11 protein-coding genes are annotated in these 12,561 nt (G+C 53.1%); 7 read left to right on the top strand and 4 right to left on the bottom strand.

The annotated features are described in order from the left end of the window. The first annotated feature begins 41 nt into the window (after positions 1–41). Positions 42–692 carry a uracil phosphoribosyltransferase gene (upp, locus tag AC128V_RS04340; RefSeq protein WP_482763459.1) on the top strand — a complete coding sequence of 217 codons (651 nt, stop codon included), beginning with the start codon at positions 42–44 and terminating at the stop codon, positions 690–692. A gap of 91 nt (positions 693–783) precedes the next feature. Here upp and AC128V_RS04335 read toward each other — a convergent pair whose 3' ends face one another. Both AC128V_RS04335 and AC128V_RS04330 read right to left on the bottom strand, forming a co-directional pair. After that, on the bottom strand, positions 784–3,192 hold the full coding sequence (locus AC128V_RS04335; protein ID WP_482763458.1) for a beta strand repeat-containing protein: 2,409 nt from the start codon (positions 3,190–3,192) through the stop codon (positions 784–786). Between the two features lie 170 nt (positions 3,193–3,362). Continuing rightward, positions 3,363–4,829, bottom strand: coding sequence for an RNA polymerase sigma factor (locus tag AC128V_RS04330; protein ID WP_482763457.1), 1,467 nt, complete (start codon positions 4,827–4,829; stop codon positions 3,363–3,365). A gap of 77 nt (positions 4,830–4,906) precedes the next feature. Between AC128V_RS04330 and AC128V_RS04325 the strand changes: the two genes are divergently transcribed. The 6 genes from AC128V_RS04325 (at position 4,907) to galU (ending at position 11,453) form a co-directional block, all read left to right on the top strand. Continuing rightward, positions 4,907–6,223 (top strand): UDP-glucose dehydrogenase family protein, encoded by a 1,317-nt coding sequence (locus AC128V_RS04325; RefSeq protein ID WP_482763456.1) that lies wholly within the window; start codon positions 4,907–4,909, stop codon positions 6,221–6,223. Beyond that, a complete protein-coding gene (locus tag AC128V_RS04320; RefSeq protein WP_482763455.1) occupies positions 6,216–7,157 on the top strand; it encodes a glycosyltransferase family 2 protein in 942 nt (313 codons plus the stop codon). The genes AC128V_RS04325 and AC128V_RS04320 overlap by 8 nt, the downstream gene beginning before the upstream one ends. Before the next feature lie 16 nt (positions 7,158–7,173). After that, the gene (locus tag AC128V_RS04315) at positions 7,174–8,931 is read left to right on the top strand and encodes a polysaccharide pyruvyl transferase family protein (RefSeq protein ID WP_482763454.1); all 1,758 of its coding nucleotides are present in this window, start codon (positions 7,174–7,176) and stop codon (positions 8,929–8,931) included. Between the two features lie 2 nt (positions 8,932–8,933). Further along, a complete protein-coding gene (locus AC128V_RS04310) occupies positions 8,934–9,704 on the top strand; it encodes an ABC transporter ATP-binding protein (protein ID WP_482763453.1) in 771 nt (256 codons plus the stop codon). Further along, positions 9,704–10,480: a glycosyltransferase family A protein gene (locus AC128V_RS04305; protein WP_482763452.1), complete on the top strand. Its 777-nt coding sequence runs from the start codon at positions 9,704–9,706 to the stop codon at positions 10,478–10,480. Before AC128V_RS04310 ends, AC128V_RS04305 begins: the two co-directional genes overlap by 1 nt. Before the next feature lie 73 nt (positions 10,481–10,553). Next, entirely contained in the window at positions 10,554–11,453 is a 900-nt protein-coding gene (gene galU, locus AC128V_RS04300) for a UTP--glucose-1-phosphate uridylyltransferase GalU (RefSeq protein ID WP_482763451.1), read from the top strand. Here galU and AC128V_RS04295 read toward each other — a convergent pair. Next, positions 11,440–11,583 carry a DUF2256 domain-containing protein gene (locus tag AC128V_RS04295; protein ID WP_482763450.1) on the bottom strand — a complete coding sequence of 48 codons (144 nt, stop codon included), beginning with the start codon at positions 11,581–11,583 and terminating at the stop codon, positions 11,440–11,442. The genes galU and AC128V_RS04295 overlap by 14 nt on opposite strands. A 3-nt stretch (positions 11,584–11,586) precedes the next feature. Further along, positions 11,587–12,561 (bottom strand): DUF3048 domain-containing protein (locus AC128V_RS04290; protein WP_482763449.1); only part of this gene is annotated, 975 nt, incomplete at its 5' end.

Below are 12,561 nucleotides of genomic sequence, written 5' to 3'. Positions count from 1 at the left end.
GCGATGTGCATAAAGTGCTCGAAATCCATAGGCTTGAGCTTATGCGATTGTCTGTAGCCGACCACCCTTTGATTAAGCACAAGATCAGCATCCTTCGGGATGAATCAACCCCAAGCCCAATCTTCCGCTTGCTGGTTGAAGAGCTTGTGACTTTGCTTGCCTATGAGGCAACCAGAGATGTGCGCATCACCAAGGTAAAGATCAAGACCCCATTGGCAATCACCGAGGGCGAGAAGCTTTCCAAGCCAAGACCACTAATCGTTCCGGTTCTCAGAGCCGGTCTAGGCATGCTTGAGGGCATGACCAAGCTTCTGCCAAGCGCAGAGGTTGGCTTCCTAGGTATCAAGCGTGATGAAGAGACTCTCCAGCCATACACCTATGCCAACAGACTTCCAGATGACCTAGCTGACCGACAGGTCTACATCATTGACCCCATGCTCGCCACCGGTGGCACGCTAAATGATTCAATCGACTATGTATTTGAGCGCGGTGCCTCAAGCGTCACCTGCGTATGTCTAATTGGTGCCCCAGAGGGTGTCGAAAACGTAAAGCAGCACCTAAGCAGCAAGTGGCCTGGACGAAATGTTCATGTCCTTCTCGGTGCTCTCGATGAGAAGCTCAACGAGATTGGCTACATCGTTCCAGGTTTGGGTGATGCTGGCGATCGCCTTTACGGAACTGCAGCTAACTAGCCGAACCAGAAGCCTCCTAACCGGCTTGCATTTATCAACTTAAATGGAAATCCCCCCTGGCAAGCCAGGGGGGATTTCGGTTTACAGATTATTACTTAACAGTAACGGTCTGCTCGTTCTGTAGGTCGCCTGCAACCCATACCTTTACAAGTACGGTAGCGCCAACCTTGCTCTTACGAGAGAACACGTAGCTGTCGCTAGTTGCAGTTGCCTTGTACCACTTGCCGCCAACCTTGACAGTTACAGCTGAGCCCTTAGCGTTCTCAACACGTACTGCCCAACGGCCTTTGAATGAACCAACGACTACGTTGACCTCGGATGCAAGAGCAGGAGCTACTGCAACGGTCTTGGTGGTGGTTACAGCTGCCTTAGCAGTTCCAGTGCCGTCTGCATCGTAGGTAGCGGTGATAACAACGCTGCCCTCATCTGCAGATCCTAGAAGTACAGCAACAGTTGCCTCACCGCTGGCGTTTAGCTTGGTTGGAAGTGCTCCAACGAAACCTAGACCAGTAACGGTTACTGAGAAGGACTCGGTAACTGAGGTACCAGCTCCAGCAGCAACAGCGTTACCGTGCTCGTCAACTAGCTTCACGGTTGCAACCAGGGTCTTGCCAGGCAAGATGGTGTCAACAGAGACGATAGTTAGAACGGTTCCCTGGTTACCTAGAGCGGCAGCAGCAGTCACGGTGGTTGAAGCAGTTGCGGTTCCAGCTGCGTAGGTGAAGGTGGCAGCGCCAGCCTTTACTACGTAGGCAGAAACGGTCCACCAACCAGCGCCGTCAGCGAGGGTAGTGATGGTGTTTGCAACAGCCTTCTCATCCTGAGCAGCAGTTGAGAACATTGCTCCGGTTGAGGTTACTGACACAGACTGACCAGCGTGGTTTACGCGGCCGTTGATCTCTACCTTGTTGGTGTAACCAGCGGTGTTGCTGGTGGTTGCGCGAGCAATGGTTGCAGTAGCCGAGTGGGTAGGTGCAGTGTCGAACTTAGCTGCAACAGTGGTCGACTTGACCGCAACAGCAGACGCAGTGGTAGCAGACACGGTCGCCCAGTTAAGGGTGGTGGTGTTCTGCTTCTCTAGGTCTGAGTTGGTTACGTTCAAGGTAGTCGCCGAAGCGGTTGAGGTGAACTCAGCCTTAGCAGCTCCGCCAGTTACAGGTACGTACTTGGTGGTGCCGTCGTAAGCAACTACTAGTCGGTAACCAGCAGGAAGAGCAACCTTGAACTGGTCAGCAACGGTGTAGTCGATTGCGAATGCGCTCGAAGTTGCGACAGTGCGGTAGTTGTTTACTCCAACAGACTGGACGGTGTAAGCCGCATCCACCTGAGTTACTACCAAGTTGCCTGCAATTAGGTTCTGAGACTTGAACACGAAGGTGATCGTGTCGTTAGCCGCAAAGCCTACGGTTACAACGTTCACAACTGCGTTTCCGCTAGCGTCCGAGGTAACTGCAAGTGCAGTAGGAAGCGAAGCGTTAGTGGTGTAAACAGTGCCGTTTAGCGACAGGGTCTTGGTAGAGCTTAGGTTAGCTCCGGTTGAGGTTACTGCAGCGGTAACTGCAGCACCGGCAACAGCAACCGCGGTTGCGGAGGTGCTGTTCTTAACGTTTGCCTGAACAGCAAACGCGCTGTTTAGACGAGCAGATGCAACACCAGAGCTAACGTTTAGAGCGTTGACACCAACGACTGCAGAGCCAGTGATGGCCTTTACGGTGTTTGCAGCAACGGTAGCGGTGGTTGCGTTAGCACCAACCTTGGAGTTGTCAAATGTCACATAAGCCGAAACGGTGTGTGAAGCAGAGATGGCAGCAGCAAGTGATCTTGCGAAGGTGGTGGTAGCCGAAACAGAGGCTAGGTCCGTGCCGTTTAGAACTACAACAACTCCAACTAGCTTCTGAACCTGGCTGGTGTTGATGCCGGTCAGGGCAACGGTACCGGAGACAGTAACGTCAAGCTCAGCTGGGGTAGTTACTGCAACAGCAGTAGCAACGTCAGAGTACTTCTTGAAGCTAACGGTCTGAGGAGTGTTGAACTCGCCTGCGTCCAAGGTGCTGTTGTTGTTTGCGTCAACGAATGCGGTGACGGTTACATCGACAGAGCTTGAACTGGCGCTAGCGCCAGTGACGGCTAGCTTCACGAAGTTCTGGGTAAGTGCACCAGCGCCGTCGGCAGCAACGACCACAGAGGTAGAAGCGGCGTTAAGGGTGCCGGTTGCATTATTGGTGACTGAAGCGGAAGTTGAAACACCGTAAGAAACGGTTGCTCCAGCTGCCTTGTCGATCTTGTACTTCAACTGCTGCGCTTGCGCGGAGTTCTGGCCAGGAGCCAAAGATGCCTGCAGTGTGAAGTCCTCAGTCACGAACGTGTTATAAGCGGTACCTGCAGATGGAGCTAGTACTACCTCGCCTGCAGCCTGAGCTGGTGAAGTCACCAGACCAGAGAAGGCAATGGCAATAGCCGCGCCAATCGCAAGACCCCTACGAGTCGTGTTCTTGAACATTCGTTCTCTTTCTTCTTGGTTTCCAGGAACCCATATGGAGCGCCTGGTTTGAGAGCGTGCAACCACCAACCAAGCAGGAGGATACAAACTCTCTAGTTAAGGGTAACGGACTTGTTGTCCGGACATTACGCTCGAAACGCAAGTTTCTTTAAATAAGAACTTGAAGGTTTCTAGCTACGAGGGATGAAATTTAGGCTTGAGGAGACAATTTCGCCCTCAGCGCTCAGTGTTACAACCACCTTTACGGCGGAGGAGGAGACCCTGGTGTCGCCAATTGCGAGGTAACCGTAGGTTCCAGAAGTATCGCCAACCAATAGGTCGGTGGCAATGTAGGTAAGGGTTACTGAGCCATCCGAGTTCAAGGTCTTCTCAGCGTGATCAACCTTGGTACCAGCCACAAAGGTGGTTCCAGAAACATCGAATGAGATCCAAGCTCCGCTAACACCACGAGTTGTCGCAAGGTCATAAGAAATAATCGCCTTGAGGCCGTTAGAACCTGAGACAGACACTGTTCCCAGGTTGCCATTGCTCACCAGTGCGTCAGCACTGACTTGGCCCTCGCGGCTAAGCATATTCACAGTGGTGACGCTAAGTGCATTGCGCATGGCATTCTCAGCCTGCTTTTGGGCAACTGCCTCGGCTGTCGGTGCAGGAGCTGGCTTTGGGGTCACGTTGCTAGCTGGGGCAATAGTCAACGTGGTGTTGGTTGCCACTGCGATATCTTGAGTCGCAACTACCTCCGCACCTGGACCTGGCTCGTCAGTTGGTAGAACTTCAGCCTCGGTCTGGGCCACTGGAGTCTCAGGCGAAGTGATGGTTGGCTCTGGGAGCGCGATCTGCTCGCTTACAACATCGTTGGAGAGGTTGGGAACCACGCCAATTGCAATTGCCAATACCAGAAGGAATGCACCGGCTGCTGAGATGTACTTGCCGCTCTCGGCTGCTGCCTTGCGGGCTGCAATGGAAAGAATTTGCGAAACAGTCTTGCCTGCGGTCTCGGCTTCGCCAACCAATGCCTTCTTGAACGCAGATCGAGCGCGGAACAAAAGCTGACGGAAAGCGTTGTCGGAGAGGTTCATCTGAGCCGCTACAACCTCAGCGGACTTCTCCTCATACAAAGTCGCGATCAGCGCTTCGCGCTGACGCGGTTGCAGTTTTGCAAGCGCCAGGCTCACGATGGCTGCATCGTCAGCGTGCTCTAGCGAGTCGCTCATCTCTGGAAGGTTTGCTGCAAACTCAGGATGGTCATCAATTGGAGAAAAACTTGCTCTGGAGTTGGCACGAATTACATCCAGCGCTAAAAGCCTGGTCTTCCACTTCAAAAAGCGCAGCACGCCAACTTCGGAGTCCAGCTCCGGAAGCGTGGTCATTAGATATAGGAATGCATCCTGCACAACCTCTTCAACCTGAGAGCGGTTGGTTAGGAAGCGACGAGCGTGGCGCTCAAGGTGTGGGCGGAAGCGAACGTAGATGCTCGAGAAGTCTTGGGCTGTCCAGTCTTTTAGGACCGCAGGGGTCAAAGAGTCAGCAAAGTGCTCTTTGAATTCGGGCAGGCCAAACTCCTCGTCAGTCTCTTGATCCAAGAGCTGCTCGAGTGGATCTTCTCTATAAAGATCTTCGCCTGAGTCGTTTGCCATTACTTCCAATATACGCGGGCTGTCAATAGGCGTTACGGTCCCAGCGAGTTTAGGTTTCACAGATAAACTCTGGGCTTGTGAAGGTAACTGTTATTGGTCTTGGATATCTGGGCGCAACACACGCTGTTGCCATGGCAGAACTTGGCCACGAGGTAATAGGTATTGAGCCAGATTCCAAGAAACTCGAGTCCCTCGCAGCTGGCATATTGCCATTCCACGAACCCGGCCTTGATGCTGCCTTGCCAAAGGCAATCTCGAGTGGAAAACTGACATTCCAGTCGGAGCACAATGAGCTTTCGGCGAGCGCCGACCTCCACTTCATCTGCGTTGGCACACCTCAAACCAAAGGCAGCGACGCTGCCGACACCACCTATGTGGTTGCCGCAGCCAAAGAGCTTGCGAAATGGATCAAGCCAACCTCGGTGGTTGCCGGGAAGTCCACGGTTCCAGTTGGAACTGCAGCAACCCTTCGTGCGGCCATGAATGAGATTGCCGGCTTTGATGTTCACCTAGCGTGGAACCCTGAATTTCTTCGTGAGGGCACTGCCCTTGAGGATTCGCTAAAGCCAGACCGCATTGTGGTTGGCTCCTGGAGTCAGCACTCGGTAGATGTGTTGCGTAAGGTCTACGCGCCAATCCTTGCCACCGGCACCCCGTTTCTGGAACTTGATGTCCCAACCGCTGAGTTGGTGAAGGTCGCGGCTAATGCATTTTTGGCAACCAAGATTAGCTTCATCAATGCCATGGCCGAGGTGGCTGAGGTATCGGGTGCTGATGCGGTAGCACTTGCCAAGGCGATTGGTTATGACGAGCGCATTGGCAACAAGTTCCTCAGAACCGGTATTGGCTTTGGTGGCGGTTGCCTGCCAAAGGACATTCGTGGCTTTGTGGCAAGAGCCGAAGAACTTGGTGTTGGTTCGGCCGTTGACTTCCTAAAAGATGTAGACGCCGTAAATCTTCGTAGGCGAGACAAAGTTGTCGAGCTCGCGAAGCAAGAACTTGGATCACTAAGTGGCAAAGCCATCACGATGCTCGGCATCTCCTTTAAGCCAGACAGCGATGACCTAAGAGACTCCCCTGCATTGGAAATCTCTCAGCGACTAACGGCACTCGGCGCAAAGGTGACGGTCCACGATCCGGTATCACTCACCCCGCTTGCCACCCGCTCCCCTGAGCTTTATCGCGAAGATGACTTACTCAAAGCAGCCACCGGTGCAAACCTTGTGATTCTAGGAACCGAGTGGAAGCTGTATCGCGAGATCGACCCGGTTGAATTTGGCAAGGTAGTCGCAACTAAGACCCTCATCGATGGCAGAAATGTTTTGGATGTATCAAAGTGGCAAGCAGCCGGCTGGCGAGTGATTGCGCTTGGTAGAAACGTCCACAATGGCTAAAGCTCTAAAAAACATCAGCTTCGTGATGCCGGTTCTCAATGAAGAGGCTTATCTCGCTACCGCTGTTGAGTCTGTGTTTAGCCAGGTGGTTCCCGGCGAGATGGAATTGGTTTTGGCTCTTGGCCCATCCAAAGACAAGACCGATGAGGTAGCGCAAAAGCTGAAGAAGAAGTACGGGGCGAAGCTGCAGCTGGTTCACTCCCCCGGGCTTACCTCTATTTCACTGAATCTTGCGATCGCAAAAGCTAAGTACGAAGTTGTCTTGCGAGTGGATGCCCACTCCGAACTCTCCGAGGGTTATGCCGCATTAGCGGTAAAGGTTTTGAATGAAACTGGCGCTGCGAACGTTGGCGGCATGATGGTTGCCAAAGGCAAGAACGATTTCCAGTCTGCAGTTGCCTACGGCTACAACAACAAAGTTGGCCTCGGTGGTGGTTCCTTCCACGTTGGTGGTGAGGCGGGTCCCGCCGACACTGTTTACCTTGGCGTATTTAGAAAATCTGCCATCGAGCAGGTCGGTGGTTTCTCGGAAGCCTGGGTTCGCGGTCAAGACTGGGAGCTAAACCAAAGACTTAGAAATGCCGGGCTGATTGTTTGGTTCGACCCAAGACTTCAGGTTGGCTACTTCCCAAGAAGTGACTGGCGGTCGCTAGCAAAGCAGTTTTTCAAGACCGGCGTTTGGCGCGGAGCACTAACTCGCGAGAACCCAGCCGGTTCTTCGGTTAGGTACTGGATTCCACCGCTACTGGTGTTTGGCACGCTGTTCTGGTTCCCGGTCGGGATATACCTATTGGGAATTGCGATCTTGGCTGGAAGCGCCAAAGACATTACCGAGCGCCAGAAGCTATGGCTGATGGTTGTGCTGCCGACCATGCACTATGCCTGGGGCACAGGTTTTTGGTGGGGGCTATTTCGGGGCAATAAAACAACCTAGCTGGTAGATTTTGGGCGTGAGTAACCGCGACGTAGTGATCTGTAGCTTCTATACCCCGGACGAGTATTACGGGGGTCATGCCCGAGAACTTCGGGAGCAGCTCGAATCTTTGGGCATTAGCCACGAGCTTCTAGAAATTCAAAAGCGTCCCGGTGAGGACTGGGCCGATGTCACTCGGCGCAAGATTGGCTTTATCCGCGACATCTGCCACAAGCACCCAGACAAGATGGTGTTCTGGATCGATGTTGACTGCCGCATCACTCACCTACCGGACTACATCACCAACACCACCGCGGACTTTATTGGCTTCCAACGCAGCTTTGGTTCTCCACTGCAGATTGGTTACCACAACCGCACCCGATTCTGGGAGCCAAGCTTCTGGGGTGTAAACGCAACCGAGCAGGGTCGCAAGATTGTTGATGATGCCTACGAACTTGAGCAGCGTGCCGTTCTAAAAGCAACCGACGACTACTTCCTTGAAGAGGCTTGGCGAGCCAATTCGCGCAAGATCACCTTCCAGATGATTCCTTCCACCGCGATTGTTCGTGACCGCAAGCTGCTAGAGCCTGGGGCACGCGAGCCGTTCTTTGAATTTGGTTCCTCTGGAAACGTGGCAGATTTCAAGGACAAGGTTGTGCAGCACGGCACCGGCGCAAAGCTCTCTCCAAAAAAGAAGCTGCTAAAGCAGGCTAAGAAGTTGGAAAAGGCACTGCCAGATTCCATCAAAAAGCCGCTTCGCCGCATTGCAGATTCGACCGGTCTAACCGGCATCCTCACCGCGGGCAGCACCAGAAGCATTGATCCGGCGCGCTCTCGCATGATTGGCGAGATTCTCGGTGGCGGCATCAAGGGTGATGGTGAACTGTATGTAAAGGCCAAGGCCGAGTTCGACAACAAATACATCGCCTCCTATGGCGAAGAGTCGATCATTCACGCGGCCGAGGCTTTCTTGAGCTACTCCGCAAAAGAGTCTGAGAAGAAGATCAAGCTGGCCTGGTGGTCAAAGCCGTTCCCTGGAAACTTTGGTGACTGGCTAAGCCCGCTTATCGTCTCGCACTACACCGATGCAGCCCTGACTATTCAGTCACCGGTGAAGCCGGCTGGCAAGAAGCACATCATCGCGCTTGGTTCGATTGGAAGATTCATTAAATCCAACTCGGTGGTTTTGGGAACCGGTATCTCGACCGATGACATCCAGCTAAACCCAAAGGCGGACTACGTGTCCGTCCGCGGACCTATTACCGCTCGCGTACTAAAAGAATCTGGTGGCCCTACCGTTATTGCCTTTGGTGACCCTGGTATTGCAATCAGCCGCATCATCCCCGTGAAGAGGGGAAAGACCAACGGTCGCATCGCGTTTGTGCGTCACTTCTCTCACACCTCTATACCTATGCAGCTTCCGGCAAACATGGACGAGCTATCGGTCCTGATGTCAAAGCCAGAGGCCATTAAAGAATTCGTTGCGGAGCTTGCAAAGTATGACAAGGTGCTCACCTCCGCCATGCACGTGATGATTACCTGTCAGTCATATGGCATTCCATGTGGTTTGGTGACTTTTGCAGGTTACGAGGAGAACGTTCACGGCTCTGGCATCAAGTACGAGGACTATGCCCTTGGGGCTGATGTTGAGGTTATGAACCCTCAGGTGATTGGCCTTGACCTAAGAAAAGAAAACCTCGATCAGCTGATTCGGGACATTTCAGTTTCCGAGGCGAAGAAGGATGAGGTCGAAGACCACATTCGCCAAGCCCTGCAAAGGTTTGGGAAGAAGTAGCCTTGCGCACAATCTTTACCCAGCTGTTTGCAGCCACCAAGCTCTTGGTCCCAACCAAGCGCTATCGCTGGCAACTAATGCTGCTGGTTTTGATTGCAGCCATGATCCCGGTAACGGAACTGTTGGTAGCCAAGCTCTTCACAGACTTGGTTATCGCCGGTAACTCCAAACCTATCGCTGAGATTATTTTGCAGCTGCTTTTGTTTGCGGTTTTGTTTGTCTCCACCAGAATCGCGAACTACCTGCAGAAGACCTACCGCGTTAAGTTCTTCGACAAGGCATTTGGCGCTGACACCAGGGAGAAGAGCTCGACCAAGGAGTCTTGGGAGTGGGCAATGGGGCTGGAGCTGGTAAATGCGCTTTCCTTTATTACCCAGATGTTTGTGATTGCCTCGATGCTAATTGTGCTCTCCCCAAACTTTGGGCTGCTCAACCTGTTGCTCATCGTCCTGGTGCTTCAGTTGATGGGGGTGCTATTCAAGCGGCAGCTCAAGAAGCAGCGCGGGTTCGTTGAGAAAAAGCGTGCCAAGAAGACCGTTACCCCGGCAGAGCGCTTGGGTTCAAGAATTCAGCAGGCAGAGTTTGCAACCCTGATGGCATCTTTTGGTGTTGTGGTGCTCCTTGCCGTTTTGATCTGGTTCAGCCTTGAGGGATGGGTTTCACTTTCAAATGCAATCGTGCTGTTCCTAGCGCTTCGAATCCAGAACACCACCTTTAGCTCGGTGTCCTCATCGCTAATGCGCTTTGCCAGAGCCAAGGCCAACAGCTTCTAATGTCCCCCAAGCTAACCCTTGGTTATTCGACCCTCGCCGAGCGCGTCGCAACCCTGGTTGAACCCCCAAGCAATCCGAATTGGGAAACCGTGCTTGTGGTGCAGAACCCAAACCAAATCGATTGGCAAGGGCAATGGTTCAAAGAGCTGTCGGCCCGCAAAGACTTCCGACACCATGAGCTCACAAGCAAAGGTGTAGCAAAAAGCCGCAACCATGCCATAGATCTTGCCCAAGGCGAGTACCTGATCTTCAGCGATGACGACATCACCTTCAACGAGTTTGGCCTTCGCCAAGCAATTGAATTCCTAGATGCACATCCCGATGTCTCGCTGCTGCTTGGTCAGGCAACCGATGACTCGGGAGCTCTGAGAAAGAGCTATCCGGCAACTGTCGAAAAGCTTGGAAGTTTCAACTCCGCAAGAGCCGCCACCTACGAAATGATCATTCGAGTAGCAGAGGTCCGCAGGCTGGGTGTTCGGTTCGACGAGGACTTTGGTGCTGGAGCTAAGAACTACCTCGGCGATGAGTACATCTTTGTGGTTGACCTAATCAGAGCCGGTGGCAAGGCAGTTTTTGCGCCAATTACTTTGGCTCAGCACCCAACCGAATCCTCCGGTTCTAGATGGGGCAGTGCCCAAGACCGCAGGGCAAGGGCAGCTATCTTTACTCGAGTCTTTGGTGTATTTGCACCTTTTGTCAGGCTGTCCTTTGGAATCAGGCGCAGAAGAGAGCTTGGGTCACTAAAGAACCTCATACTTTTTGTAATGGGTCGCTAGCAATTTCTTAACCCTATGAGTCCAAGAACTAGCCCTAGGTGAATACGTCGAGTTATCCCTCTAGGCTTATCCCATGTCTATTTCGCGCTTTCACGTCACCAAGGCAGTAATTCCAGTGGCAGGTCTGGGGACTCGTTTCTTGCCAGCCACCAAGGCAATGCCAAAAGAGATGCTGCCAATTGTCGACAAGCCAGTTATTCAGTACGTGGTTGAAGAAGCTGTAGAAGCTGGACTAATTGACCTGTTGATGATCACCGGCCGAAACAAGAATGCCCTCGAAAATCACTTTGACCGGGTTGCCGAACTTGAACAGGTTTTGGCTAAAAAGGGCGATGAAAAGAAGCTTTTTGCGGTTCAGGAATCTTCTCACCTGGCAGATATCCACTACACCCGCCAGGGTGACCCGCGCGGTCTAGGTCACGCAGTTCTGCGAGCCAAGTCACACGTTGGTGAGCACAGCTTTGCGGTGCTATTGGGCGACGATGTTATTGACAATCGCGACCCAATCCTGCCTCGCATGCTTGAGGTTCACCAGCAGACCGGAGATAACGTCATCGCCCTGATGGTTGTCCCAATGGATCAGATTCACCTCTACGGCTGTGCATCGGCTGACGCCACAAACCAGTCGGACGTGGTTCAGGTCAACGGCCTAGTTGAAAAGCCAAGCGCGGAAGAAGCACCATCGAACCTTGCCGTAATTGGACGCTATGTGCTGCGCCCAGAGATCTTTGACATCCTAGAAAAAACTGACCCGGGCCGCGGTGGCGAGATTCAGCTCACCGATGCTCTGCAGTATGCGGCTGCGCACCCAGAAGTTGCAGGCGGAGTCCGTGGCGTGGTCTTCACCGGAAGACGCTATGACACCGGTGACAAGCTCGACTTCATCAAAGCAACCCTGAAGATCGGTATCGATCGAGATGACATTGGCAAGGACCTTAGGTCCTGGCTGAAGGAGTTTGCTACTGATCTTTAGTGCGACGGCACTTTTCTGAGCAGTACTTCACTTGATCCCAAGTCTTTTCCCACTTTTTGCGCCAAACCATTGGTTTTTGGCAACGCAGGCAGAGTTTCTCGGGCAGGTTTTCCTTCTTTACCCCGCGCACGGACTACTCGGTTTCTTCGACGACTTCAGGCTTGGTAATGGTTAGCTTCGATTTTGGAAGATCCATCATTTCAAACCAGGTGTTACCCATCGCAAGCCTGACCGGTTCACCAGTTGTAAGGGTGTAGCGAATTGGCTGATCGTTACCGGCCTTGGTCCAAACTGCCTTGAGGTAGAAACCCTCGCTAAAGATGTGAGCAACGCCGGTGTTGTCGTTGATCTTGGCCTTTGGAATCGCTCCGTACTTAGGGTCGATAAAGCTCAAGTCGTGCTCCACCTCCATGACGATTACGTTCTTCGCAATGACCTGATCGCCACCTTCTTGCAGGTGCTCGGTCTTGTCCATCCAGCGAAACCAAACTGGCTCGGAAGTGGCAGTCCACGGTAGTGCTGCGGTGCCTGGCTTCCAGGTCGAGCGCAGCGAGGTGTACTTCACGTCAATCTCGGTTACCGCTTCACCTAGTTCAACCGCGCTTGGTAAGGCGTCAAAGACTAGAGACTGGGTTGGGGCTGGTTGCTCGATGTGGATCGACTGCAACTTCTGAGCGCGGAAGAACAGGTTCCACGGGGCGTTTCTCGATGGCTCGCGGAAGTAGGTGTCATTGCCGTTCTCGGTGTCTTCATCGCTCATCACCAAACCGGTGTCGCGAGCAGCGTTCTTGAACGGGGCTTGACCGCCCGAGAAAACAAATACACCGCCGTACTGATCGATGATGCTGGCATCAACCGGACGAACTGAGCGCACCGGACCAATACTCTCTGGCATGCGGGAGTGCCAAACCGGAAGCAACCTGGTCATGCCGCCTTCGACGCGGGTCACGTAAACAATGTCGGCATCGTTCAGCGCAAGCTGTGGGCGACCAGAGAAGGTGTTGTCGATCTTTGCGGAAACCGCGGAAAGTGCTAGGTAAGGATTTGTGCCCTCAAGGTACTGCACACCAGTTAGTGGCGCGGTTAGGTAAACCGGCTCCGGAGCCGG

Source organism: Aquiluna sp., from assembly GCF_965064355.1.
This window is presented reverse-complemented; position numbering and strand designations above follow the sequence as displayed.